The organism is Roseivirga sp. UBA838, assembly GCF_002296035.1.
Lineage (GTDB): Bacteria > Bacteroidota > Bacteroidia > Cytophagales > Cyclobacteriaceae > Roseivirga > Roseivirga thermotolerans.
In genome coordinates this window covers 1-26,319 of record NZ_DBHC01000014.1, presented here as the reverse complement: position 1 = coordinate 26,319, position 26,319 = coordinate 1, and the positions used below count along the sequence as shown (strand labels likewise).

19 protein-coding genes and 4 tRNA genes are annotated in these 26,319 nt (G+C 42.9%); 10 read left to right on the top strand and 13 right to left on the bottom strand.

Annotated features, from left to right (window positions below):
• The 13 genes from rpoC to B3O12_RS05200 form a co-directional block, all read right to left on the bottom strand.
• The coding region (rpoC, locus tag B3O12_RS05260) for a DNA-directed RNA polymerase subunit beta' (protein ID WP_286755553.1) at positions 1-2,808 on the bottom strand (2,808 nt) is incomplete at its 3' end.
• Between the two features lie 44 nt (positions 2,809-2,852).
• Entirely contained in the window at positions 2,853-6,728 is a 3,876-nt protein-coding gene (gene rpoB / locus B3O12_RS05255) for a DNA-directed RNA polymerase subunit beta (RefSeq protein WP_229838639.1), read from the bottom strand.
• 170 nt (positions 6,729-6,898) lie between these two features.
• Entirely contained in the window at positions 6,899-7,282 is a 384-nt protein-coding gene (gene rplL, locus B3O12_RS05250; protein WP_189630254.1) for a 50S ribosomal protein L7/L12, read from the bottom strand.
• A 40-nt stretch (positions 7,283-7,322) separates the two neighbouring features.
• Entirely contained in the window at positions 7,323-7,856 is a 534-nt protein-coding gene (gene rplJ, locus B3O12_RS05245; RefSeq protein WP_189630253.1) for a 50S ribosomal protein L10, read from the bottom strand.
• A 2-nt stretch (positions 7,857-7,858) separates the two neighbouring features.
• Complete coding sequence (gene rplA, locus B3O12_RS05240) at positions 7,859-8,557, bottom strand: 50S ribosomal protein L1 (protein WP_189630252.1); 699 nt, start codon at positions 8,555-8,557, stop codon at positions 7,859-7,861.
• 11 nt (positions 8,558-8,568) lie between these two features.
• Complete coding sequence (rplK, locus tag B3O12_RS05235) at positions 8,569-9,012, bottom strand: 50S ribosomal protein L11 (RefSeq protein WP_189630251.1); 444 nt, start codon at positions 9,010-9,012, stop codon at positions 8,569-8,571.
• Position 9,013: 1 nt separating this feature from the next.
• On the bottom strand, positions 9,014-9,571 hold the full coding sequence (nusG, locus tag B3O12_RS05230) for a transcription termination/antitermination protein NusG (RefSeq protein WP_189630250.1): 558 nt from the start codon (positions 9,569-9,571) through the stop codon (positions 9,014-9,016).
• Between the two features lie 11 nt (positions 9,572-9,582).
• A complete protein-coding gene (gene secE / locus B3O12_RS05225) occupies positions 9,583-9,777 on the bottom strand; it encodes a preprotein translocase subunit SecE (protein ID WP_189630249.1) in 195 nt (64 codons plus the stop codon).
• Positions 9,778-9,798: 21 nt separating this feature from the next.
• Positions 9,799-9,871 (bottom strand) — tRNA-Trp (locus tag B3O12_RS05220).
• Positions 9,872-10,175: 304 nt separating this feature from the next.
• Positions 10,176-11,363 carry an elongation factor Tu gene (gene tuf, locus B3O12_RS05215; protein ID WP_189630248.1) on the bottom strand — a complete coding sequence of 396 codons (1,188 nt, stop codon included), beginning with the start codon at positions 11,361-11,363 and terminating at the stop codon, positions 10,176-10,178.
• A 79-nt stretch (positions 11,364-11,442) separates the two neighbouring features.
• A tRNA-Thr gene (locus B3O12_RS05210) sits at positions 11,443-11,514 on the bottom strand.
• Positions 11,515-11,704: 190 nt separating this feature from the next.
• Positions 11,705-11,777: transfer RNA gene (locus B3O12_RS05205), tRNA-Gly, on the bottom strand.
• A gap of 85 nt (positions 11,778-11,862) precedes the next feature.
• A tRNA-Tyr gene (locus B3O12_RS05200) sits at positions 11,863-11,945 on the bottom strand.
• Positions 11,946-12,249: 304 nt separating this feature from the next.
• Here B3O12_RS05200 and B3O12_RS05195 point away from each other — a divergent pair.
• The 10 genes from B3O12_RS05195 to B3O12_RS05150 all read left to right on the top strand — a co-directional run bounded on the left by B3O12_RS05195 (position 12,250) and on the right by B3O12_RS05150 (position 26,262).
• Positions 12,250-12,747, top strand: a complete 498-nt coding sequence (locus B3O12_RS05195) for an acetyl-CoA carboxylase biotin carboxyl carrier protein subunit (protein ID WP_189630247.1) — start codon at positions 12,250-12,252, stop codon at positions 12,745-12,747.
• Between the two features lie 9 nt (positions 12,748-12,756).
• Positions 12,757-13,464, top strand: a complete 708-nt coding sequence (pyrH, locus tag B3O12_RS05190; RefSeq protein WP_189630246.1) for a UMP kinase — start codon at positions 12,757-12,759, stop codon at positions 13,462-13,464.
• A gap of 8 nt (positions 13,465-13,472) precedes the next feature.
• Entirely contained in the window at positions 13,473-14,033 is a 561-nt protein-coding gene (gene frr, locus B3O12_RS05185; protein ID WP_189630245.1) for a ribosome recycling factor, read from the top strand.
• A gap of 255 nt (positions 14,034-14,288) precedes the next feature.
• Positions 14,289-14,621, top strand: coding sequence for a PadR family transcriptional regulator (locus tag B3O12_RS05180; RefSeq protein ID WP_286755551.1), 333 nt, complete (start codon positions 14,289-14,291; stop codon positions 14,619-14,621).
• A complete protein-coding gene (locus tag B3O12_RS05175) occupies positions 14,618-17,236 on the top strand; it encodes an ABC transporter permease (RefSeq protein ID WP_286755549.1) in 2,619 nt (872 codons plus the stop codon). The genes B3O12_RS05180 and B3O12_RS05175 overlap by 4 nt, the downstream gene beginning before the upstream one ends.
• A gap of 251 nt (positions 17,237-17,487) precedes the next feature.
• Positions 17,488-17,829 carry a PadR family transcriptional regulator gene (locus tag B3O12_RS05170; RefSeq protein WP_189630242.1) on the top strand — a complete coding sequence of 114 codons (342 nt, stop codon included), beginning with the start codon at positions 17,488-17,490 and terminating at the stop codon, positions 17,827-17,829.
• Positions 17,830-17,833: 4 nt separating this feature from the next.
• Positions 17,834-20,518, top strand: a complete 2,685-nt coding sequence (locus tag B3O12_RS05165; protein ID WP_286755548.1) for an ABC transporter permease — start codon at positions 17,834-17,836, stop codon at positions 20,516-20,518.
• 203 nt (positions 20,519-20,721) lie between these two features.
• On the top strand, positions 20,722-21,060 hold the full coding sequence (locus B3O12_RS05160; protein ID WP_286755547.1) for a PadR family transcriptional regulator: 339 nt from the start codon (positions 20,722-20,724) through the stop codon (positions 21,058-21,060).
• Entirely contained in the window at positions 21,060-23,672 is a 2,613-nt protein-coding gene (locus B3O12_RS05155) for an FtsX-like permease family protein (protein ID WP_286755546.1), read from the top strand. Before B3O12_RS05160 ends, B3O12_RS05155 begins: the two co-directional genes overlap by 1 nt.
• On the top strand, positions 23,665-26,262 hold the full coding sequence (locus B3O12_RS05150; protein WP_286755545.1) for an ABC transporter permease: 2,598 nt from the start codon (positions 23,665-23,667) through the stop codon (positions 26,260-26,262). Before B3O12_RS05155 ends, B3O12_RS05150 begins: the two co-directional genes overlap by 8 nt.
• Positions 26,263-26,319 lie beyond the last annotated feature (57 nt).

Here is a 26,319-nt window from a genome sequence, read left to right as displayed (position 1 = left end):
TGTACCTGGTTCACCGATTGACTGAGCGGCAATTACACCAACAGCTTCTCCTTTTTGCACCATCTTGTTAGTAGATAGATTTCTACCATAACATTTGGAGCAAACTCCTCTTTTAGACTCACAGGTAAGAACTGATCTGATTTCTACTTCTTCTATAGCCGACTCATCGAGCTGTTCAGCAATCTTTTCAGTAAACTCTTCACCTGAAGCTATAATCAGCTCTTCGGTAATCGGATCGTAAATATCATGAACAGAAACTCTTCCTAAAATTCTTTCAGAAAGTGGTTCTACTACGTCTTCGTTGTCTTTGAGGGCAGAAACAGTAAGTCCTCTCAGAGTTCCACAGTCTTCTTCGTTTACCACACAATCCTGGGCTACATCAACCAAACGTCTGGTAAGGTAACCGGCATCGGCAGTTTTCAAAGCGGTATCGGCAAGACCTTTACGTGCACCGTGGGTAGAGATAAAGTACTCCAATACATCCAAACCTTCTTTAAAGTTCGATAGAATTGGGTTTTCGATGATGGCTCCCACCGAACCGGCAAGGTTCTTTTGTGGCTTGGCCATCAGACCTCTCATACCTCCGAGCTGTCTAATCTGCTCTCTCGAACCCCTTGCTCCTGAGTGCATCATCATAAAGATGGAGTTAAAACCTTGCTGGTCTTCTTCCATCTGCTGCATCAGTCCGTTGGTCAAACGAGTGTTTACACGGGTCCAGATATCAATAACCTGATTGTAGCGCTCGTTGTCTGTGATAAGACCCATCAGGTAGTTTTGCCATACGGCATCTACTTCTTCCTTGGCACTGGCAATCAACTCGTCTTTAGACTCCGGAATATGGATATCATCAAGACCCATTGAGAGACCACCTTTGTAGGCCATTTGGAAACCTAGCTCCTTGATATCGTCCAGGAACTGAGCCGTTTTAGCTATACCACAGATATTTACTACGTTCTGAATAATTTTCTGAAGCTTCTTCTTAGTCAGCAGCTCATTCACAAAACCTACTTCTTCAGGTACAGTTTCGTTGAACAACACTCTACCCGCTACGGTCTCTATCACTTTTTCAACCAACTCATCGTTTTCACGAACCTTGGTTTTTACGTGAATGTAAGCGTGCTTAGAAAGCTTTCCTTCATTAAGGGCAATGATTACTTCCTCTGCAGAATAGAATCTCATGCCCTCTCCTTCTACCTTAAAATCTTCTGTAGATCTTCTACCCTTGGTTACATAGTATAAGCCAAGTACCATGTCTTGTGAAGGAACGGTAATTGGCGCACCGTTGGCCGGGTTGAGTATGTTGTGTGAAGAAAGCATTAACAAGCTTGCTTCAAGCACAGCATCGTGCCCAAGAGGAACGTGAACGGCCATTTGGTCACCATCAAAGTCAGCGTTGAATGCTGTACATACCAATGGGTGCAACTGAATAGCCTTACCTTCGATTAGTTTGGGTTGGAACGCCTGAATACCCAATCTGTGCAATGTAGGAGCACGGTTGAGCAATACAGGATGTCCTTTCAATACGTTTTCGAGGATATCCCAAACTACGGGGTCTTTTCTGTCTACAATTTTCTTGGCCGACTTAACTGTTTTTACAATACCTCTTTCAATCAGTTTTCTGATAATGAACGGCTTGAACAGCTCGGCTGCCATATCTTTAGGAAGACCGCACTCATGCAGCTTCAATTCAGGACCTACAACGATCACCGAACGGCCAGAGTAGTCTACCCTTTTACCCAACAAGTTCTGACGGAAACGTCCTTGCTTACCTTTAAGCATATCACTCAAAGATTTTAGCGCACGGTTACCATCTGATCTTACTGCATTAACTTTTCTTGAGTTATCGAAGAGTGAATCAACTGCCTCCTGAAGCATTCGCTTTTCGTTTCTCAAAATCACCTCTGGTGCTTTGATGTCGATAAGACGCTTCAAACGGTTGTTTCTAATAATTACTCTTCTATACAGATCATTCAAATCTGAAGTAGCGAATCTACCTCCGTCTAGTGGTACCAATGGTCTCAACTCCGGTGGAATAACCGGTACCATCTTAATGATCATCCACTCAGGGCGGTTCTCAATTCTGGTTTTGGCATCACGGAAAGCTTCTACTACTCTCAGTCTCTTTAGGGCTTCTGCCTTTCTTTGCTGAGAAGTATCTGTTGCAGCCTGATGACGAAGCTGATAGGATAGCTCGTCTAGCTGAATTCTTGAAAGAAGCATTTCGAGTGCCTCGGCACCCATTTTGGCGATGAACTTTTGTGGATCGTCATCATCGAGCATTTGGTTTTCGCGCGGAAGCTTATCCAGAATATCCAGGTATTCGTCTTCCGTTAGGAAATCCATGTAGCTAATGCCCTCTTCTTCTTTGATACCCGGCTGAATTACGACATATCTTTCATAATAGATTATCTGATCCAGCTTTTTGGTTGGCAAACCAAGCAGGTAACCAATTTTATTAGGAAGTGACTTGAAATACCAGATATGGGCCACAGGAACCACCAATTCGATGTGTCCCATTCTTTCTCTACGCACCTTCTTCTCCGTTACTTCAACACCACAACGGTCGCAGATAATGCCTTTATATCTGATTCTCTTATATTTTCCACAATGACATTCCCAGTCCTTCACAGGACCAAAGATTCTCTCGCAGAACAAACCTCCCATTTCTGGTTTGTAGGTTCTGTAGTTAATCGTCTCCGGCTGGGTTACTTCACCATGTGAAGACTCCAGTATGGATTCCGGAGAAGCCAAGCTAATCGTGACTTTGTTAAAGTCGTTGTTAAGTTTTCTATTCTTTTTAAATGCCATAGCTTTTTGATTCTAATTAGCGGCCTAAGCCAAATAAACATGCATTAGTCTAATGTAATTTCGAGGGCCAAACCTCTCAATTCGTGAACCAGTACGTTGAATGATTCAGGAATATTCGGCTTAGGGATCGAATCGCCTTTTACAATGGCTTCATAAGCCTTTGCTCTACCGATTACATCATCAGACTTCACGGTCAGAATTTCCTGTAGTACGTGAGATGCACCAAAGGCCTCAAGTGCCCAAACCTCCATCTCTCCAAAACGCTGACCACCAAACTGGGCTTTACCACCCAATGGTTGCTGAGTAATGAGTGAGTAAGGTCCGATTGAACGGGCGTGCATCTTATCATCTACCAGGTGACCGAGTTTAAGCATATAGGCAACACCTACGGTTACCGGCTGGTCGAACCTAACTCCGGACAAACCATCGTATAGGTAAACCCTACCGGCCTTAGGCAAGCCTGCCTCTGCCAACTCGTTGTCTACATCTTCCATGCTGGCACCATCGAAAATCGGGGTAGCATATTTTCTACCTAGCTTTTCTCCGGCCCATGCCAACACTGTTTCGTAGATCTGACCAATATTCATCCTTGAAGGTACACCAAGCGGGTTCAATACGATATCCATTGGTGTTCCATCTTCCAAGAATGGCATGTCTTCTTCTCTAACGATTTTAGCAACCACACCTTTGTTACCGTGACGACCGGCCATTTTATCTCCCACCTTGAGCTTACGCTTCTTGGCAATGTATACTTTGGCCAGCTGTACGATACCAGTTGGTAATTCATCTCCTACTTCAATTGTGAAACGCTGACGCTTGAATTCTCCGGCAATCTCGTTTCTCTTAATGTTGTAGTTCTTTACCAATCTGGCCAGTAGTTCGTTGGTTTTCTCATCGTCAGTCCAACCTTCCAGGTTAAGGTCTGAAATGAGGTTTACTTCCTCTTGAACACTGTAGTTGCTCTCGTCTCTGTATATGTTCTTCTCCGGGAATAGGTTCTGAGAAATATTGTTTCTGTTGAACTTAACTCCTTTAGAAATGATCTCGTCTCCAAACTTGTGTTTCACACCTTGCGACACTTTGCCATCGAGGAGTTTCACAAGCTTTTCGATCATTTGGTTTCTTACGGCAGTAAGGTCTTTGCTATACTGCGCTTTCAATACTTCAACCTCTTTCTTAGACTTAGCTCTCAGGTCTTTGTCTTTCTTAGGTCTTGAGAATAGCTTGGTATCGATAACCACTCCTCTCAATGATGGCGAAGCTTTCAGTGAAGCATCTTTCACATCACCGGCCTTGTCGCCAAAGATCGCTCTTAGAAGCTTCTCTTCTGGGGTAGGATCGGTCTCACCTTTAGGAGTGATTTTACCAATGAGGATATCTCCCTCTTTGATCTCAGCACCTACTCTGATAATACCATTCTCATCGAGGTTTTTCACTGCTTCCTCACTTACGTTCGGAATCTCTGAGGTGAGTTCTTCTTCACCTCTCTTGGTATCTCTCACTTCGAGTTCGTATTCATCGATGTGGATTGAAGTAAACACATCGTCTCTTACCACTCGCTCAGAGATTACAATGGCATCCTCAAAGTTGTAGCCCTGCCATGGCATGTAAGCTACTTTAAGGTTTTTACCAAGGGCAAGCTCGCCACCTTCGGTAGAATAACCTTCGCACAATACCTGACCTTTCTGCACTTTATCGCCTTTGAGAACAATAGGCTTCAGGTTAATGCAGGTATCCTGGTTGGTTCTTCTAAACTTAATGAGATCGTAAGTTTTATATTCAGTGTCAAAGTTTACCAGCTCATCTTCGCTAGTCTGGTTGTATTTGATCACAATTTTTGTAGCATCTACATAATCTACTACTCCATCTTCTTCGGCAATTACCAGCGTACGTGAGTCTCTGGCAGCTCTTGCTTCCAAACCTGTACCCACAATTGGAGCTTCCGGCTTCAATAATGGCACAGCCTGGCGCTGCATGTTCGAGCCCATCAATGCACGGTTGGCATCGTCATGCTCTAGGAAAGGAATCAATGAGGCAGCCACAGACACAATCTGGTTAGGAGCCACATCCATGTAAGAGAGCTCTTTAGGCTCCACCACCGGGAAGTCTCCTTCAAACCTTGCCTTTACTCTATCATTTATAAACTCTCCGTTATCTTTTAGCGGAGCATTGGCCTGAGCAATGTTGTGCGTATCTTCCTCTTCGGCAGTTAAGTAAACTACGTTCTCAGACATATTCACTTTACCATCCACCACTTTTCTATATGGTGTTTCAATGAAGCCCATGCTGTTTACTTTGGCATGTACACAGAGTGAGGAGATCAAACCAATGTTAGGTCCCTCAGGGGTTTCAATAGTACACAAGCGGCCGTAGTGGGTGTAGTGAACGTCACGCACCTCAAACCCGGCTCTTTCTCTTGAAAGACCACCCGGACCTAAGGCCGACATTCTTCTTTTGTGAGTAATCTCAGCCAATGGGTTGGTTTGATCCATGAACTGAGAGAGCTGGTTGGTTCCGAAGAATGAGTTGATTACAGAAGACAGCGTTCTGGCATTGATCAAATCAACCGGCTTAAAGTCTTCGTTGTCTCGAACATTCATTCGCTCTTTAATGGTTCTGGCCATACGTGCCAAACCAACTCCGAACTGAGCATAAAGCTGCTCACCCACTGTTCTTACTCTCCTGTTAGAAAGGTGGTCGATATCATCGACTACTGCCCTGGAGTTGATAAGACCAATGAGGTACTTCACAATAGAGATAATGTCTTGGGTAGTCAATACTCTCTTCTCAGAGTCGATTTCAAGATTGAGCTTTTTGTTGATTCTGTATCGACCAACTTCACCCAAATCATATCGTTTGTCAGAGAAAAAGAGTGACTGAATAATGTCTCTTGCAGTTTGCTCATCTGGTGCCTCAGTGTTTCTCAACTGACGATAGATTTGCTCTACTGCTTCTTTTTCTGAGTTTGAATTATCTTTTTGAAGGGTATTGTAGATAATGGTGTAGTCAGCAATGTTGATATCCTCTCTGTGAAGGATAACTGACTCAACATCGGCCTCAATAATGAGGTCTATGTCTTCTTCAGACAACACTGAGTCTCTTTCTAACAACACTTCGTTTCTGTGAATAGAAACCACCTCACCGGTATCTTCATCCACAAAATCTTCTACCCATGTTCTCAATACTCTGGCGGCCAGCTTACGACCAATGGCCTTCTTAAGTACTGTTTTCTTGGCCGGAACTTCTTCTGAAAGGCCAAACAGGTCTAAAATGTCTTTATCTGTTCCGTAACCAATGGCTCTCAAAAGAGTGGTTACGGGGAATTTTTTCTTACGGTCGATGTAGGCGTACATCACGCTATTCACATCGGTTGCAAATTCAATCCAGGATCCTTTGAAAGGAATGATTCTGGCCGAATACAAAGTTGTACCGTTGGTGTGTTTGCTTTGAGCAAAGAACACTCCAGGAGACCTGTGAAGCTGCGAAACGATTACTCGCTCGGCACCATTCACCACAAACGACCCTTTTTCGGTCATGTAAGGAATATTGCCCAGGAATACTTCTTGCTCGATAGTTTCAAAGTCTTCGTTGTCTTCGTCATTACAAGTAAGGCGAAGCTTTGCCTTTAAAGGCACAGAGTAGGTAAGACCTCTATCGATACATTCTGAGACAGAATATTTGGGAGGATCGACCAAATAATCAATGAATTCCAATACGAAATTTTCTCGAGAATCAGAGATTGGGAAGTTTTCAGAAAATACTTTGAAAAGCCCATCTTGTGTTCTCTTGTCGGCAGGGGTTTCTAATTGAAAGAAATCCTTGAACGACTTGATCTGCACATCAAGAAAATCAGGATAATCCAATACTGATTTAATCGAAGAGAAATTTATTCTTTCTGATTGATTTGCTAGAATAGCCAAGGCCGTATAATTTTTGTTTTCAATAATTCAAGTTGCACCGTTAAGATGCGGAAGGAAGCCGGAGCCTCCAAAGTGTGTACAAACAGGAAAAGACCCGTGGTTCCAATCCCGAATTACGGGATAGAGACCAGGGCCTGATCCTTAGCCATAATCACTTATGGCTGTTCAAATTACTTAAGCTCTACTTCAGCGCCAGCCTCTTCAAGCTGCTTCTTAAGCGCTTCAGCTTCGTCTTTAGCTACTCCTTCTTTTACTGCTTTAGGAGCACCATCAACTACTTCTTTAGCTTCTTTCAATCCTAAACCTGTCAATTCTTTTACAAGTTTAACCACAGCTAGCTTAGCGCTACCTGCAGATTTAAGTACTACATCGAAAGATGATTTTTCCTCTGCACCACCTTCACCGTCTCCGCCACCAGCAGCTGGGCCAGCAACAGCTACAGCAGCAGCTGCAGGTTCAATACCGTACTCTTCTTTAAGGATGTCAGCCAATTCGTTTACTTCTTTCACAGTTAAATTCACCAACTGTTCTGCGAATGCTTTCAAATCTGCCATTTTATTAATTGTTATAAAGTTTTAAATCTTGGTTAAATAATTAGTTTTCACGTTCAGACAAAGTCTTGAGAATACCAGCCAGCTTGCCGCCTGCACCTTTAAGGCCAGAAACAACATTCTTAGCAGGAGATTGCAGTAAGGTAATAACCTCACCAATAAGCTCAGCCTTAGACTTAAGCTGGCTCAACATATCTAAATTCTCTTCTCCAATAAAAAGATCTGTATCGATGGAAGCGCCTTTTAATACTGGAGATTGTCCGCCCGATTTTTTTCTAAATTCTTTGATCAATTTTGCCGGTGCGTTAGCGTCTTCACCTGAAAACATTACACCAGAAAAACCTTTCAACACTTTTTCATCAAAAGGAGTGTAGTCAGCGTCCATTCGCTGCAATGCCTTTTGAATCAAAGTATTCTTTACAACTCTGTACTCGATACCTTTTTCGAAGCACAGCCTTCTCAACGAGTTGGTTTGAGCCACCGACATACCGGAAGCGTCAGTAATGTAGAAGTTCATGTTCGATGAAAACTTCTCTACCAACTCTTCTATAACTACTGCTTTTTCTTCTCTAGTCATGATTATAATCCGGCAATTGAGCTCTTATCAACTTTAATTCCTGGGCTCTGCGTAGTAGAAAGGTTAATACTTTTAAAGTATGTTCCCTTCGAAGATGCAGGCTTCAACTTTGAGATAGTATTGATCACTTCAGCAGCATTATCGGCAATCTTCTCAGGAGAGAATGACACCTTTCCAATGCTGGTATGAATGATACCGTACTTATCTACTTTAAAGTCGATTTTACCACCTTTTACATCTTGAACCGCTTTACCCACGTCAAGTGTTACTGTACCTGCCTTAGGGTTTGGCATCAAACCTCTAGGACCGAGTACTCTACCTAAACGACCTACTTTAGCCATCACAGTTGGCATAGTGATGATCACATCAACATCAGTCCAACCTCCTTCAATTTTTGCTATGTAGTCATCAAGTCCAACGTAATCGGCACCGGCTTCTTTGGCCTCTTCCTCCTTGTCCGGAGTACAAAGCACCAATACCTTTACCTCTTTACCTGTACCATGTGGAAGGGCCACTACACCTCTTACCATTTGGTCAGCTTTACGTGGATCTACCCCCAATCTAATATCAATATCTACAGAGGCATCAAAAGTTGCAGTATTCACCTCTTTCACAAGGTTGGCTGCTTCGGCCAATGCGTATAGTTTAGTTGGGTCATATTTACTCAAAGCCTCTTTTTGCTTCTTAGTTAACTTTCCCATGTGTTAAATCTTTAGTTTTCCCAAGGGGCTTTACCTGAAACCTTTAAACCCATGCTTCTGGCAGTACCAGCCACCATTCTCATGGCAGATTCTACTGTAAAAGCATTCAAATCCGGCATTTTAACCTCAGCAATCTCTTTTACCTGATCCCAGGTAACGCTTCCTACTTTGTTTCGGTTAGGTTCAGAAGAACCTTTCTTCACTTTAGAAGCTTCCATTAGCATTACTGGTGCTGGAGGAGTTTTAATTACAAAGTCAAAAGACTTATCAGAATAAATAGTAATAAGCACAGGAAGAACCTGACCCATTTTATCCTGAGTACGTCCGTTGAATTGCTTGCAAAACTCCATAATATTGAGTCCCTTTGAACCCAAAGCAGGACCCACCGGAGGAGAAGGATTGGCTTGGCCACCCTTGACTTGCAACTTCAGATAACCAGAAATTTCCTTAGCCATCTTAATCTTGTTTTTCTACTTGCATGTAACTTAATTCAACAGGGGTATTTCGTCCGAAGATCTTAACCATTACATTAAGCTTTCTTCTTTCTTCAAATACCTCTTCTATAGTACCCGTAAAACCACTAAAGGGACCATCCATTACTTTCACGGTCTCTCCGACTATATATGGCGTATCTAGTTGTTCGTCAAACTCGTCAATCTCTTCAACCTTACCTAAGATACGATCTACTTCTGCTTGACGTAATGGAACTGGCGGTTTGGAAGCAGTGCCAGTAGCTTGACCTAGGAACCCTATGATACCTGGGATATTTTTAATCATATGAACGACTTCACCATTAGACAAATCGGCCTGAATCATGACATATCCGGGAAACAGGTTTTTATCGCGAGACTTTTTCTTTCCGTTTCTGATTTCAAAAACCTTCTCGGAAGGAACTAACACCTGAGGAATATATTCAGCGACATTTTCTCGCTCAATTTCATTCTCCAAGTATTCCTTAGCCTTGCGCTCCTGGCCCGACACTGCCCTAACCATGTACCATTTGAGATCTGACATCGCTCGTGTGATTAAAGGTTAAGGTTGTAAAACCAATCCATAATTTTGTCAAAGCCCAAATCGATTAAACCAATCACAAGGGCGAATATCAAAGAAGCCACAAGCACTAAAACTGAACTGCTCTGAAGCTCAGAAAGCTTCGGCCAACTTACTTTGTGCCTCATCTCATCGTATGATTCACTCACAAAGGACATTAATTTACTCATTGGTCTTACTCCTTTATTTTGCACGGGTGGTAAGATTCGAACTCACGACCTTTGGTTTTGGAGACCACTGCTCTACCAACTGAGCTACACCCGTAGATTTTTTTTCCCGAAACCGATATTCAGGAATTATTTTCTTATTTCTTTCGGCCCTGCTTTTCAGCGCCCTTTACTGCCATTTCAAAGTCTTCAGCTTTCTCACAAAGAATATCAGTATAACACACTGAAAAACTGATCCTTATACCTGCCTGAGAATCGACCTTAAGAAAGAAATTCTCGGACAAAAAATAGCTTAGAGCCTTGAAACGGGCTGCAAATTTAGAGAATTTAAATTAATGAAACAAACGCGCCTCCGAAAAATCGAAAACGCGTTTGCCATAATTTATCTTCTAAAAGATGGATTAGTCAAGGATTTCAGTTACCTGACCGGCACCTACAGTTCTACCACCTTCTCTGATAGCGAATCGAAGACCTTTTTCAAGAGCAACCGCGTTGATCAGGTTTACTTCGATAGTAACGTTATCACCTGGCATAACCATTTCGATGTCAGCAGGAAGCTTAATCTCACCAGTAACGTCAGTAGTTCTTAGGTAGAACTGAGGACGGTACTTGTTAAAGAATGGAGTATGACGACCACCTTCTTCTTTAGAAAGAACGTAAACCTCAGCTTTGAAGTGAGCGTGTGGCTTCACAGAACCAGGCTTACAAATGATCATACCTCTTTTGATATCAGTTTTCTCGATACCTCTCAAAAGAAGACCTACGTTGTCACCAGCTTCACCTCTATCCAAGATCTTACGGAACATTTCCACACCAGTAACAGTAGACTTCAACCCTTCGGCACCCATACCGATAATATCAACAGGATCACCAGAGTTGATTACACCTCTTTCGATTCTACCAGTAGCTACAGTACCACGACCAGTGATCGAGAATACATCTTCTACCGGCATCAAGAAGTCTTTGTCAGTCAAACGCTCAGGAAGCGGAATGTAGTCATCTACAGCTGCCATAAGCTCGTTTACTTTCTCTACCCACTTAGGCTCACCGTTAAGTGCACCAAGAGCAGAACCCTGAATTACAGGAATATCGTCACCAGGGAATTCGTAGAAAGAAAGCAGTTCTCTTACTTCCATTTCAACAAGCTCAAGAAGCTCTTCGTCATCTACCAAGTCCACTTTGTTCATGAAAACAACCAAAGCAGGCACACCTACCTGACGAGCCAAAAGGATATGCTCTCTAGTTTGAGGCATAGGACCATCTGTAGCAGCAACTACTAGAATGGCACCATCCATTTGAGCAGCACCAGTAACCATGTTCTTCACGTAGTCAGCGTGACCTGGACAGTCAACGTGAGCATAGTGACGGTTAGCAGTTTGGTACTCAACGTGCGAGGTGTTGATAGTAATACCTCTTTCTTTCTCTTCAGGAGCGTTGTCGATAGAAGAGAAGTCTCTGTTTTCGGCAAGACCAGCGTCTGCCAATACTTTAGTAATCGCAGCAGTTAAAGTGGTCTTACCGTGGTCAACGTGACCGATAGTACCAATATTAACGTGCGGCTTGGAACGGTCAAAGGTTTCTTTAGCCATGTTTGAAAATTAGTTAATATTAATGTTTATATAATTCGAAATACAAGCCCAACAGGGCAAGTCATTAACTTCTTAATTGAGCCAATGACGGGATTTGAACCCGTGACCCCTTCCTTACCAAGGAAGTACTCTACCCCTGAGCTACATCGGCTTAAATAGCTTTAAGCTCTAAGTCTTGTGTCTTAAGTTGCATCATTAAAACTCAAAACTTTGAACCTAGAACCCAAAGATTTGAGCGGGTGACGAAACTCAAACTCCTACCTACCATAAGGCCGGGACAACCCGTGCCGCAAACCAAAATATTTATTGGCTCAGGAGTAAGATAGTTCGTACTCACTCTGAGCGGGTGACGAGGCTCGAACCCGCGACCTACAGCTTGGAAGGCTGTCGCTCTACCAACTGAGCTACACCCGCTTGTGCTTCATGACTTTATTGAGGAAACAAGAAGTCCGCCTGGCCATGAAACCGATATCATTCGCCAAGGCTTCAGATATCTTAGTGGGGGGAGCAGGATTCGAACCTGCGAAGACATAAGTCAACGGATTTACAGTCCGTCCCAGTTGGCCGCTTTGGTATCCCCCCGAATCAATCTCTAAAAGAACGACATAAAAAAGCCTTTCAGCGAAAGGGAATGCAAAATTAGACCCTTTTTTATATTAATCAAACATTTGCCTGAAAAAGATATTTCTTTTTATCGGCTCTCGAAAAACCGCCCAATTTGAGCGCAAACGAGCTTTTTGCAATTCGGGCGCAATCATAAGAGTTTTCTCTCAAACACAAAAGAGTTTAGCCTTCTTGAATAAAAATAGTTATCTATATTTGTGCGATTTAGGGTGTTTCAATTTCCGATGAAATATCCCATTAATCCGAGAACAAACCTTATTCAATGTATCGTACAGAAACTGCCTCAGGAAATCCAATTGAAATTCAATTTGATGGTGAGCAGCCCACCATTAATGGCTCGCCCATCAACTGGTCTATTCATAAGAAGACTAACAACAAACACCTTATTATTAAAGACCACAAAACCTTCAAAGCCGAAATCCTAAAACTGGATCAGGCAACCAAAACTGCGGAGATCAAAATTAACAAGCAGATATATACCGTTCAGCTCAAAGACAAAATGGATGTACTCCTTGAGTCTATGGGGATAGACATGTCAGCAGTACAGGCCGTTAACGACCTCAAAGCTCCTATGCCCGGCCTGGTATTAGACATTTTGGTAGAAGAAGGCAAGGAAGTGAAAAAGGGCGACCCGCTTCTGATTCTGGAAGCCATGAAAATGGAAAACGTACTAAAAGCAGCTGGAGATGGAAGCATTAAAAGTGTAGAAGTGAAAAAGGGCGACAGTGTAGAAAAAAATCAAGTACTAATAAAGTTTTAAACAAAGGGAATGTCTTATAAACGAATACTGCTGAAGCTTAGTGGAGAGGCCTTAATGGGCAAGCAGAACTATGGTATAGATCCGGCAAGGTTGGAGCAATATGCTCTTGAAATAAAAAAAGTAAAAGACCAGGGGGTTGAAGTAGCCATTGTAATTGGCGGAGGCAATATATATAGAGGAGTGCAGGCCGAAGCTTCAGGCATAGACAGAGTTCAAGGCGATTACATGGGCATGTTGGCCACCGTAATAAACGCCATGGCTATTCAGAGTACACTAGAAAAACATGGTATGTATACCCGACTAATGTCTGGTATAAAGATGGAAGCAGTGTGTGAGCCCTTTATAAGAAGAAGAGCCGTAAGGCATCTGGAAAAAGGACGAATTGTTATTTTTGGCGCGGGTATAGGCAACCCATACTTTACTACAGACTCCACAGCGAGTCTTAGAGCTATTGAAATTGAGGCCGATGTAGTATTAAAAGGGACACGGGTTGATGGAGTATATTCTGCCGACCCTGAAAAAGACCCTAATGCTGTTAGGTTCGAAAAGCTTAGCTTCGAAGAAGTTATTAGCAAAGGCTATAATATTATGGATATGACCGCCTTTACCCTTTGTCAGGAAAATAATGTACCCATAATTGTCTTTGACATGAACAAACCCGGCAACCTGCAAAAACTCATTGAAGGAAAAGAACAAGTTGGAACACTCATTAGCTAACATTTGATATGGAAGAGATAGAAATATACTTAGACACTGCCAAAGAAATGATGGAAAAGGCTGTATCTCATGCAAAGGTAGAGCTAGCCAAGATTCGGGCAGGCAAGGCCATGCCCAGTATGCTGGATGGCCTTATGGTGGTTTATTATGGTGCACCAACCCCCATCAATCAGGTGGCTTCAGTTTCTACTCCAGACGCCCGTACCATATTTATTAAACCATGGGAAAAATCTATTATAGGAGAAATTGAGAAAGCCATTATCAATAGCGATTTGGGCTTTAACCCCCAAAATGATGGAGAAAACATCATTATCAATGTGCCTCAGCTAACCGAAGAAAGAAGGGTGCAACTAGCCAAGCAAGCCAAAGGCGTTACCGAAGACGGTAAAGTGAGCGTGAGAAACGCCAGAAAAGAAGCCAACGATGAACTTAAAAAGCTTCTTAAAGAAGGTGTTTCTGAAGACGCCATTAAAGCTGCTGAAGACGATGTTCAGGCACTTACAGATACGTATACCAAAAAGATGGACGATCTCCTGGCACTCAAGGAGAAAGAGATAATGACCGTGTAATCATACACGAAGCAATTGAAAAAGGGGAGCATAAACGTTTCCCTTTTTTTATGACCTGGCCCAATTGCCCTACACATTCTTTTCAACAACTGAACACACCTATCCGACAGTTCAATTAAACTCACTTCTACCCTCTCATAAATAGACGTAACTATGCAACTCTCAACACCAGCGGAAACATAACTTCATTATTTGTATAAGAAATAATTTCTGACTGATTCATTTTTTATACATTTAGTGAATAAAAACACTAAAATGAAAGGAACCAATTTGGGCGAATTCGAAGAGATTGTATTGCTTACCATAGCCGCACTTATGGAAGAAGCCTACAGTGTGGCCATTTGTGATGAGATAGAACGAGTAACAGAGCGCAAGGTCAAACTCAGCGTGGTGCACGCTGTACTCAACCGTCTTGATGAAAAAGGCTATGTCAAATCTCACTTGGGCGAACCAACCAAAGAAAGAGGTGGGCGTAGAAAGCGATTCTTTACGGTAACCCATGCCGGCAAAGTGGCCTTAACCAAAGCCAAACAACAGCGCGATCAGCTGTGGAGCTTAATTCCCGGCTTCAACCTTAAAATTGCTTGAAGAATAAAAACAACATACCGCCACGTTGGGCCGACCGCTTTTTAGAATGGTACTGCAAGCCTCAGTTACTGGAAGATCTTCAGGGCGATCTGTACGAGCACTTTGAACGGCACCTTAGTTCAAAAGGAGCCCGTAAAGCCCGGTGGCTTTATGCACTCAATACACTACGGTTCTTTAAACCGTACACGGTCAAAAAACTCAATTTTCTGAATCAATTAACTCAATTCATCATGTTCAAAAATTATTTCAAAACATCAATCCGAAGCATAGCCAGAAACAAGCTCTTTTCGGCCATTAATATTTTTGGTCTGGCTGTGAGCATGTCTGTCTGCCTCATTATGATTACCATGTTTGTAGAAGTAAAAAACTACGACCGCTTTCATCACGAGGCTGAAAGGATTTTCCGTATCAACAATACCCACAGCTATTTAGAGAGCGACCCCAGCCTCTTTGCCTCTACCTCAATACTGGTTGGAAAAAGAATGAAAGAAGAAGTGCCCGGCCTGAAAGCCATCACCATTATGAGTCGCGGGTTTAATGGAGATGGGCTAATTGGCGACAAAAGAATACCGATTAGCGGATTCTGGGCCGATGAAGACTTCTTCAATGTACTCTCTTTTGAGCTATACCGTGGCGACCCGGCCACCGCTCTAAAAGCACCATACTCCATTGTACTGACTGAAGAAACCGCCAACAAGTTTTTTGGAGAAGCCGACCCAATGGGTAAAACCATTACCGTGGCCGAACACGAATATCAGGTAACGGGACTGGTCAAAAACCCTCCCTTCAACTCTCACATGGACTTTCAATCTCTGGTTTCGTTCTCAACCTTCGAAATCGAAAACGAAGACAACAGAGGCTTTTTGAGCTGGCAAAACATGTGGTCCAACTATGTTTACTTCAGGCTGGACGACCAAACTGACATTGCCGACATAGAAAATCGCCTCAACGCCATTGCCGCTGACGAAAACAGTGAATCGAAGCAAGTAAACATTCAATTGGCGGCTCAGCCCATTACCAAAATAATGCTGGGGCCTTCTAACACAAGCAACCAACTAGGCCCTAGTATAGGCCGCGAGGTTATTTGGGTATTTGCAGGCCTAGCCTTTGTGGTAATACTTTCTGCCGGTTTCAACTATACCAACCTATCTATAGCCCGTTCTTTACGGAGAGCCAAAGAAGTTGGGGTAAGAAAAGTAGTAGGTGCACAACGTAAGCAGGTGTTTACTCAATTCATTGTTGAGGCCTGTCTTATATCGCTTGCCTCACTCATAATGGCCTACTTTATATTCTTTCTTATTCGGCCAATGTTTCTCAACCTCAACCCGGAAATTCAGAGTACGTTGCGGTTGGAGCACGAGCCCATTGTATTGGTTTACTTTATCGCATTTGCGCTTTTGGTAGGCTTCTTTGCCGGATTTCTACCTTCTTTGTTCCTCTCCAAACTCAAGGCCATTCAGGTGCTTAAAAGCGCATCAGGCCCCAAGGCTTTTTCAAAAATCAACCTACGCAAAGCACTCATCGTCATTCAGTTTACCTTGTCGCTGATGTTCATTATATCAGCCTCCATTTCTCATAGACAATTCAAGTATGCTTTGAATTTCAATCTGGGTTTCGATACGGAAAACGTGCTGAATATTGACCTTCAGAACAACGACCCTCAACTCACCAAAGCCATGTTTGAGCAAATTCCGGAGGTTACAGACATTGCCAAGTCATCACATATACTGAGTATTGGAAGCCGCTGGGCCAACCAGGTAAAGTCTGACGATGGTCTGGATTCTGCATCGGTCTATTACTCTAGTATAGACCATCGCTATATTCCCCTAATGAAACACAGGTTGCTGGCCGGCAGCAATTTTCCTGAGAAAAACTCCGTAGAGGTAGAAGAAAGCATGATTGTGAACGAGCAGTTTATAAAGCACTTTAAACTGGGCAGCCCCGAAGAAGCCATAGGCGAAAGCCTGAAGTTCGGCAGAGAACGCTTAACTATTGTGGGAGTGGTTGAAAACTTTCATTATGCCACCCTGGACTCTGAGATTGAATGCTTCGCCTTCAGACATAAACCACAAGAAGCCCGAATGCTAAGTTTAAAGATTTCCAGCAACGATTTACTTTCAACCCGTAAGAAAATAGAAGAGGCCTGGGCCGGATTCGATGAGGTGCACGACTTTAAAGGATATTTCTATAAAGATGGTCTGGAAAGAGCCTATGAACAGTTTTCAGTCACCTATACCCTGGTAGGTTTCCTTGCCTTCTTAACCATATGTATTGCTTCGCTTGGGCTACTGGGCATGGGTGTGTATACTGCAGAGACCCGACTAAAGGAAATAAGTATACGTAAAGTATTGGGTGCCACCGAAGGCAGCCTTATTACGCTACTGTCCAGAGGTTTTATGCTCCTGTTGCTATTGGCCACGGCCATTGCTGTACCAGCCACTTACTATTTATTCGATGAACTGATTTTAGCCGATCAGGCCAATCGGGCAAACATTGGACTACTGGAATTGAGCCTGGGAGTAATAATTATTTTTGGCATAGGCTTTCTAACCATAGGATCACAAACCTGGAAAGCCGCCCGCTCTAACCCGGCTCTAACGCTAAGAAACGAATGAAAATTCGGAGGTGCCGATGATTGATCATCGGCACTCTTTTCTAATACTTTTCAGATCATAAAAACTTTTTGACTCAATCTCCGTCTAAGGATATTATCGTCAATTACGAATTAAACTATAGATTTACATACTCAGTCACATGGCACTGTGAAGACACAGCTTCTAGCTCAAATTGTCTATTTACTTCTATGTGACCTAAATAAGAACTCTATTAAACTATTAATTTTATCGTCATATACGAATTTTATATAATGAAAGGAACAAACCTAGGTGAATTTCAGGAACTTGTATTACTCACTATTGGCGTACTCTACCCGGAAGCTTATGGCGTAAGTATCAAGGATGAAATCCGAAAAAAAACAGGAAGAAAAGTAACGCTCAGCACGGTTCATGGAGCGTTGAACCGGCTGGAAAAAAAAGGGCTCGTAAGTAGCGAGTTTGGAGAAGCCACCAGCATAAGAGGTGGTAAGCGCAAACGGTACTTTACCATTACCTCATCGGGAGTAAAAGCACTCGAAGAAACCCGTGAACAACGCGAAGAACTTTGGAATGCCATACCCCAACAGGCCCTTCAGGTAAAGCTCACTACATAAACATATGTCTATCCAAGGTCAACCTCCTCCACGTATAGCCCAACGGTTTCTCCGGTGGTTCTGCAAACCGGAACTCCTGGAAGAAATAGAGGGCGATATTGAGGAGGATTATTACTACAGGCAGCAGGATAAAGGAAAAAACTATGCGGCATTTTGGTACTGCATAGACGTGGTCCGTTTTCTCAAACCCTTTGCCGTAAAATCATTCGTCAAAACTCAAACATTCAACCCCATGTTCAGCATTAATTCAAAACTGGCCTTTAGAAACCTGGCCAAAAACAAACTGTATTCATTTATTAACATAACCGGGCTGGCCATTGGCATTGCTGCCTGCCTCATAATCACTCAATACGTATTGTTTCAGTTGAGCTTCGATCGGTTTCACAGCAAATCGGATCGAATATACCGTGTGCTCACCACGGCCTATCAGAATGGAGAATATGGCAACACAGGCCTATATTGCGGCTTTGCCCTTGCCCCTGCTTTGCTCAAAGATGTTCCTGAAATTGAACAGGCAGCGCGCGTTCACCCATACTATGGAGGTGCCATTGTACAACGAACCGGCCAGAAAGGTGGCGTGAGACCTTTTTTTGAAGAAGAAGTACTTTTCACCGAACCCTCATTCTTTTCCATTTTCTCCTTTGAATTGTTGCAGGGCGATGCCCACACAGCCCTGAGCAGTCCGAATGCCGTGGTTATTACACAGAAAATTGCCGATAAATATTTTGGTTCTAGCCATGATGCAATCATTGGGCAGAGTCTGCGAATTAATGGAGGTTACACCAATGAAGAGTTTACTATTACTGGCATTCTAAAAGATGTTCCGGCTAACTCGCACCTCAATTTCGACATACTCCTGCCCTTGCAAAAAGTACTACAGAGCAACCAATACACCCAACCAGGAGCCGACTGGGGCTGGACCAATTTTTTTGTGTATGCCTTACTAAACCCTCAGGTAACAGAGCAGCAGGCAGAACAAAAAATAGCCAATCTCATGCATCGGTATAGAGCTGAAGAGCTTGAAAGCAGTGGCACCCGGGAAGTGCTATCTCTTGAACCTATACTGGATGTTCATCTGCAATCGAGTATTGATAATGAAGATGGCGAACAGGCCAACAAAACAGACATGGGTACCATTTACTTTCTCATAGTAATAGCACTCTTCATACTAGTTATTGCATGGATCAACTTTATCAACCTCTCTACAGCCAAAGCAACCGAACGCGGTGTTGAAGTGGGGATCAAAAAAGCAATGGGAGCCATAAGGCCGCAGCTCATTGCTCAGTTTCTTACCGAATCGTTCTGGATAAACCTAATAGCCGTTGCACTTGGCCTGGCCATCACCTACCTGTTGTTACCCATAATGGGCGAGGTTATTGACTTGCCTTTGGAACTCACCTGGAATGCCCCGGTAATACAAATCCTATTGTTGACCCTAATAGTAGTTGGTCCTGTGCTTGCAGGCCTCTACCCTGCCTTTATTCTTTCGGCTTACCAATCGGTAAATGCACTCAAAAGCCAAAAATCTGGTGGACAGAAAGACCGTTTTGCCGTGCGAAAAGCACTAGTGGTATTTCAGTTTGTGGTTTCTACGCTCCTCATGGCCGGAACCTTTGCCGTTTCAAAGCAATTGCGCTATATGGAAAATAGAGATACCGGTTTTCAAATGGATCAGGTACTTGTTATAAAAGGACCCCGCGTGGGCGTGAGCCTTGAAAACTTTGAAGCCTTTAAAAACCAGGTGAAATCTATTGCCACAGCAGAAAGCTTCGCCTCCTCCCGGAGCATTCCGGGTGCAGGCTATTCTTTTGCAACTAATGCCAGAAGAGAGGATACCGAACAAAGCGCAGTAAAGCGTATTGATGCCACCTGGATTGACAAAGGTTTTATGGAAACCTATGGCATGGAACTGATTAGTGGAAGAGACTTCTCGGATGCTTACGACTCGCCCGATGAAATGGACCGCAATGGTGTGCTTGTAAGTGAAGAGGCACTCAAGGTGTTTGGCCTGGGCACAGCAGAGGAGGCCCTGGAGAAACGACTTATTATAAGCGGAGACACAAGCTTAATTCGTGGAGTTGTGAAGGATCATAACTGGAAATCGTTGCACAAAGGCTATGTAGCCAGTGCCTTTTACTACATTCCGGCTACCACCCGATATTTCTCACTAAAAATCAACTCGCAAAATACCAAAGCTACCTTAGAGCAAATTGAAGAAAAATACCATGAGGCTTTTCCCGGTAACCCATTGGAGTTCTTCTTTATGGACGACTTTTTTAACCGCCAATATGAACAAGACCAGCAGTTTGCCAGTATCTTCAATGCTTTTGCCGGCTTTGCCATTTTTGCTGCTTGTCTGGGACTTTTCGGGCTAGCTTCCTACACTGTAGTTCAGAAAGCTAAGGAAATAGGCATAAGGAAGGTATTGGGTGCAGGCAGCCTTCAAATCACTCTACTTTTTTCTAAAAGGTACATGGTGTTAATTCTCATAGCCAATTTACTAGCCGTACCCCTGGCTTATTTGGCCATCCATAAATGGCTCCAGAACTTTGCATTCAGCATACCTATTCGGGCAAATCTCTTCATCGTTCCCATAGTTATACTGGCAGCTATCGCTCTTCTGACCATCTCATTTCAAACACTCAAAGCTTCATTTAGCAACCCGGTTAAAAACCTTAGGAGCGAATAGCCTTAGCCTCTTCTGCTTAAATAAGAGGAGCCTGAAAGCCACAAAAAAAGATCTGCCTAAACTCGCCTGAAAATTGGCCTGACAGACGATAAGCCGGCTTCTGAGCTCCTCTTTTTTTAATGGATGATGGTCAGTTTTGATTATTTAGTCTTCATTTAAGAAATAAATTTCATACATTTAGTCTTCATTTAAGAATCAAACCAATGAAAGGCACGTATTTAGGCGAATTCCAGGAGGTTGTTCTTCTCACTATTCTGGTATTGGAAGACAATGCGTATGGAGTGAGCATTCAGGAAGAAATTGAAAAACGCACAGGCCGAAGCATAAGCCGTGGAGCTTTACACACTGCCCTTACCCGTCTGGATGAAAAAGGGTTTATCAGCTCAGAGTACGGAGGAGCAACTGCAGAAAGAGGTGGCCGCAGAAAGCGCTTCTACCAGGTAACCAATCTTGGCAAAAGTGCTTTGGAAGAAGCCAAAGCTTTAAGAGAAGATTTATGGAGCAGTGTCCCTAAAGTGGCACTTCAAAAAGTACAGGCCTAATGGAACGCAATCAAACACCACAATTCTGGACGAAAATCTTCAAATGGCTCTGCCATGGCAGCCTCTTTGAAGAACTGCAGGGCGACTTAGAAGAGTCATACATTAAAAACACCAATACCAGAGGAGAAAGAAAAGCAAAAGCAATCTACAGGAAAGAGGTTTTGAAGATGTTGCGAATGTCGGTAGTAAAGCGCGAATTGAAACTTCCGAAAGTTATTCATACTTCCCTTCTTAAGTTTCACTTTCTATTGGCTTTCAGAAACCTGAAGCGGAACAAAGTTTTTAGTGCGGTAAACATTTTTGGATTGGCGGCAGCGCTCACCATCTGTTTGTTTGCCGTGAACATGATCTATACTGGATATCAGTATGACAAGGACTTCAAAGATGTGGATAGGCTTTACAGAGTCACGACAACAGTTGAAAGCCCTCATGGCAAAATGAATTGGGCCACCTCCTCTTTTGCCCTAAAATGGCACTTAAACTCAATCCCTCAAATTGAAACCTCTTCCATTATTCTCACCAATATGATTGGCTACTTTGAAAAGAAAGGCGAGGAAATACGAATAGCAGGCTATCCCATTGACCGGGAATTTCTCGAAATGTTCAACTTTGAAGTGATCGAAGGTAATCCTTATGATCTATTCAATGATCTACAATCAGTTGTTATAACCGACCAGCTAGCTCAGAAGGTTTTTGGCGATGAAAGCGCTATTGGCAAACAAACTAAATCTGGAGCCATTGTTCGAGCCGTAATCAAATCCCCTAAAAAGCAATCTCACTTCGACTTTGAATTCCTCTCGAATATAGAATTCCTGGGAAGCAGAATGAGCCCAGAAGAGTTCGAAACTGTACTGCGGAACTGGCAAAACTACGATCAAAGCTATTACAGCTACATCAAGTTGAACCAGAATTCCAATATCGATCAGTTAGAATCGCACTTTGAGCAGATCAGCAATGAAATGACCTCAGCAATGGCTGATGGCAACACCTACAGCATGCAATTGCAGCCTGTTTCAAGCATAATGTTTGGCAAGGAACTCATAGCAGATCACAGGCATGTCTATTCTAGAACAACCCTCATTATTCTCATTGCCCCAATTGCACTTTTAATTACGCTGGCATCATTTAACTACACCAACCTTTCTATTGCCAGGGCAATTCAACGCTCCAAAGAAATTGGAATTCGTAAAATCAACGGCAGTACACGTGGTCAAATCATTAGTCAAATTCTGGTTGAAACAGTGGTTTTCTCACTACTGGCCCTTGTCTTAGCATTATGTTTCTACAAATACCTAGTGCCATTTTTCGAGATGTACATCTCTGAATTTTCAGCGCTTTTTACCAGTCAGCTCAATGTTGAGATCATCACCTGGTTTGTGTGTTTCAGCTTGCTGGTCGGTTTTATTGCCGGATTCTTACCTTCCCTTTATTTCTCGAAAATCTCACCATTGGCCTCAATCAATGAGTCGTTCAACAAAAAAGGAATTAGAATTTCAACGCTAAGGAAAGTCTTTGTTGGCATTCAGCTCACCTTCTCCACCTTTTGCATTCTGTTTGTAGTCCTTAGTTTGAATCAGAGAGATCAGATACTTAATACAGATCTTGGGTTTACTTCTGCTGACCTCATCGCCTTTCCGCTTAAAAAAGTTGATCCGAAACTAATTGAAGCAGAGTTGAGTAAAATTCCAGAAATAGAGAACTTCTCTTTTACCTCTATAATACCGGGAACTGGCGGGATGTCCAGAAGATTCGGATTCAGTGCGGACAGAATGGACACTTTCTCAACCCGATATGCTACAACCGATGAGAGGTTCAGTCAGGTTTATTCGCCACAGTTAATCATAGGTTCAGGCTTTACCGAAGGCCTTAACAACGAAATTCTAGTCGATGAGAATTTCCTCGCCTCTATCGGTGTGTCAACCCTAGACGCACTCAATACTGAAGTAATCATTGATCATTATGATGTTGAAGAAAAGCTGCTGATTGTGGGTGTATTAGACAACTACATCTACGATGGTCTGGAAGACAACAGCCTTCCACTAATGATCAGGAACCTTAAGGACACTCTTCTCACTAGATATGCCACCATACAGATTCAACCTGCCAATGCAGATCGGGTATTAAGTAAGCTTGAGAGCTTCTGGCCAAACATTGCTGGGGACAAAGCTCTGGAAACAGAATTTGTAAGCGATAAAATCGAGCGGAACTATAGGCCATTTTTCAATATGATGAACATCCTCAGTATCACTGGAATATCCATCGTAGTGATTGCTCTTTTAGGTCAGTTTGGTATGGCTCTTTATGCTACACAAAGCAGAACCAAAGAAATTGGAATAAGAAAGGTATTGGGAGCAAGTATTGGATCAATAATCACTTTGCTTTCACGCGGATCTTTTAAGACACTATTCATCTCCACACTCATTGCCTTGCCACTTGTATTCCTAGTTTTTAGAGAGATGATTTTCCCCACAATTGCCATCAAGTTGGAGATATCTACCCCGCATTTACTTGTCACAGTTATTGGAACTTGGGCGATTGTCTTGGGAATAGTCGCACATCAATCATGGAGAACAGGTCAGGTTAATCCTACAGAATCTCTGAGAAATGAATAACCGACCTCCTAAATATTTCACCCGACTGCTGGCATGGTTCTGCCACGATGACTTCTATGAGGAGTTGCAGGGTGATTTGGAGGAAAAGTTTTACTCAAACATTCAACAATACGGTCAAAGAAAAGCGCGCACACAATACCGGCTGGAAGTACTCAAACTGCTTCGACCTTCAGTAGCTAAAAAACTCAGGGTTCAAACTCAAAACAACAACATTGCCATGTTCAAGAATTACACTTTGGTTGCCTTTAGAAACCTATCACGCAACCGCCTCTTTTCAGCCATTAATATATTTGGTTTAGCCATGAGCATGGCAGTTGGCCTGCTCGCCATTGCCTTTGTCAATGAGATTTACTCATTCGATCAATTTCACGAAAACAAAGGCAGAATTTATCGCATCAATAATGTAAGAACTTTTCTGGACAATGCACCTCAGGCTTATGCTTCTACTTCCTTACTTACTGCCGACAGAATAAGGGCCGAGGTTCCTGGTGTAGAGAGAGTATCGGGAATGTTTAAAGGCTTTAGTGGCGATCTGGCAACTGGAGAAAATAACTATTCTTTTCAGGGCTATTATACTGATGAAGAATTTCTCCGTATTTTCAGTTTTCCGGTACTGCAAGGCGACCCGAAAAGCGCTTTGAAAGAGCCATATTCAATAGTTTTAACCCAAACCCTAGCCGAAAAAATCTATGGTTCAACGGATGTGCTAGGACAAACACTGGAAAGAAACGGAAAAGAATATACGATAACTGCCGTACTCAAGGAGCTACCCAAAAACACCCACTTTCATTTTGAAGCTCTGGCCTCGCTAAGCTCGCTCCGCAATAATGAGCAAACCACCTATCTGTTTAACTGGAGCACCATGTGGAGTAGCTATGCTTATGTCTTAATGCAAGAAAACGCCAATATGAGTGCGTTTGAGCAAAGTCTGAACCAAATAGCATCTCAAGAAAACGCCAAAATGGAGCAACAGAGCATAGCTCTTACCTATGAACGCCTAAACGATATTTTTCCGGGTGACGGTAAATACAATCAGGTGTGGACCGTTGTTCCCAAGAGTAATGTTAACTCCATGATTATACTGGCCTTAATCGTTATAGTTTCGGCCTGCTTCAATTATGCCAATCTCTCCATTGCCAGATCACTCAAAAGAGCGAAAGAAATTGGAGTAAGAAAGGTGGTTGGAGCAAAAAAAAGCCAGGTATTCACCCAGTTCATCACCGAATCGGTACTTGTCTCATTACTTGCATTGGTTTTAGCCTTCTTTCTGTTCCGACTTATACGGCCTGAGTTTCTATCGCTTAACTATTACATATCGCGAACAACCACACTGGAACTGACCACTACCACTTACATATGCTTCGTTCTCTTCGCCATTTTCATTGGTTTTCTGGCTGGCACTACTCCTGCCCTAATCATGACGAGGCTTAAGCCTGTGAGCATAATTAAAGGCGTTTCTAACATGAAAATTGGAGGAGGCATTAACATAAGAAAAGTGCTCATTGGTATTCAGTTCATACTCTCAATTGGTTTTGCCGTATTGGTGAGTCTGGCTTATAAACAGTATCAGTACGCCCTCAATTTCGATTTGGGCTATAACACCGAAGCCATTCTAAATGTGGAGCTTCAGGGCAATGACTACGAAATTGTAAAGGCCGCTTTTAGCCAAATTCCGGAAATCGAATCAATTTCCGGATCCGCCTTTCTACTAAGTACAGGCAGCACTAATTCAGATTATGCTAAACTGCCGGAAGCAAGTGATTCTGTAGTGGTTTATAGCATGCGGGTCACAGAGAACTATACCTCCACCCTTGGTCATCAGTTGGTAGCGGGGCGTGAGATAACAAGCCAATTAAAAACCAAACAAATGATAGTCAACGAGCAGTTTGTTGAGAAATTCGGCTTTAAAAACCCTGAGGAGATTATCGGAAAAACCTTTTATTACTACAACGACCATCGTATGGTCGTTGGCGTTATCAAAGACTTCCATTACGGAACCATCTATAACGATATTCAGCCCTTTGCTTTTATTCAACCTGAAAAGAATCAGCTTTACCTTACAAACCTGAAACTAAAGTCGGCAGACCTGCCCGCAACCCTTGAGAAGATTGATGATGCCTGGTCCGAAATAGATACACATCATGAACTGCAGGCTTCATTCTATAGCGAGGATATTGAAAGAACCTATCAGACTCTTTCGTCATCCATGAAAACCTACGGCTTGCTGGCTATAATTGCCATTGGTATTTCTCTGCTGGGACTACTCGGAATGGCGGTGTATACCGCGGAATCGAAAATTAAAGAACTTACCATCAGAAAAGTGTTAGGAGCCGGCTTTTACCACCTCGTTGCCTTATTATCCAGAAGCTATATTTGGATACTGGTTATTGCCTCTGCCATAGGTATACCCATAGCTGTTTACATTTTTAAGACCACAATAGCCAACAACATACAATACACCATTTCTATTGGGTTTTGGGAGCTTGCCGGAGGAGCCTTAATGGTACTTACCGTAGCCATACTTACTATTGGTTCGCAGGCCACTAAAGCGGCCTTAACCAATCCGGCCGAAAACCTGCGAAACGAATAGATTAACCTGAGTTCCGTGTAAGAAAAGAACGTTATGCCGGAAAAACAGGCCTTAAAC

Excerpts from the sequence above, each read along its gene's own strand:
- B3O12_RS05150 (WP_286755545.1), top strand. The coding sequence starts at position 23,665 with ATGAATAACCGACCTCCTAAATATTTCACCCGACTGCTGGCATGGTTC.
- secE (WP_189630249.1), bottom strand. The coding sequence starts at position 9,777 with ATGAGTAAATTAATGTCCTTTGTGAGTGAATCATACGATGAGATGAGG.
- rplA (WP_189630252.1), bottom strand. The coding sequence starts at position 8,557 with ATGGGAAAGTTAACTAAGAAGCAAAAAGAGGCTTTGAGTAAATATGAC.
- B3O12_RS05155 (WP_286755546.1), top strand. The coding sequence starts at position 21,060 with ATGGAACGCAATCAAACACCACAATTCTGGACGAAAATCTTCAAATGG.
- rplJ (WP_189630253.1), bottom strand. The coding sequence starts at position 7,856 with ATGACTAGAGAAGAAAAAGCAGTAGTTATAGAAGAGTTGGTAGAGAAG.
- B3O12_RS05165 (WP_286755548.1), top strand. The coding sequence starts at position 17,834 with ATGTCTATCCAAGGTCAACCTCCTCCACGTATAGCCCAACGGTTTCTC.
- B3O12_RS05195 (WP_189630247.1), top strand. The coding sequence starts at position 12,250 with ATGTATCGTACAGAAACTGCCTCAGGAAATCCAATTGAAATTCAATTT.
- B3O12_RS05160 (WP_286755547.1), top strand. The coding sequence starts at position 20,722 with ATGAAAGGCACGTATTTAGGCGAATTCCAGGAGGTTGTTCTTCTCACT.
- B3O12_RS05180 (WP_286755551.1), top strand. The coding sequence starts at position 14,289 with ATGAAAGGAACCAATTTGGGCGAATTCGAAGAGATTGTATTGCTTACC.
- nusG (WP_189630250.1), bottom strand. The coding sequence starts at position 9,571 with ATGTCAGATCTCAAATGGTACATGGTTAGGGCAGTGTCGGGCCAGGAG.
- rplK (WP_189630251.1), bottom strand. The coding sequence starts at position 9,012 with ATGGCTAAGGAAATTTCTGGTTATCTGAAGTTGCAAGTCAAGGGTGGC.
- frr (WP_189630245.1), top strand. The coding sequence starts at position 13,473 with ATGGAAGAGATAGAAATATACTTAGACACTGCCAAAGAAATGATGGAA.
- pyrH (WP_189630246.1), top strand. The coding sequence starts at position 12,757 with ATGTCTTATAAACGAATACTGCTGAAGCTTAGTGGAGAGGCCTTAATG.
- B3O12_RS05170 (WP_189630242.1), top strand. The coding sequence starts at position 17,488 with ATGAAAGGAACAAACCTAGGTGAATTTCAGGAACTTGTATTACTCACT.
- tuf (WP_189630248.1), bottom strand. The coding sequence starts at position 11,363 with ATGGCTAAAGAAACCTTTGACCGTTCCAAGCCGCACGTTAATATTGGT.
- rplL (WP_189630254.1), bottom strand. The coding sequence starts at position 7,282 with ATGGCAGATTTGAAAGCATTCGCAGAACAGTTGGTGAATTTAACTGTG.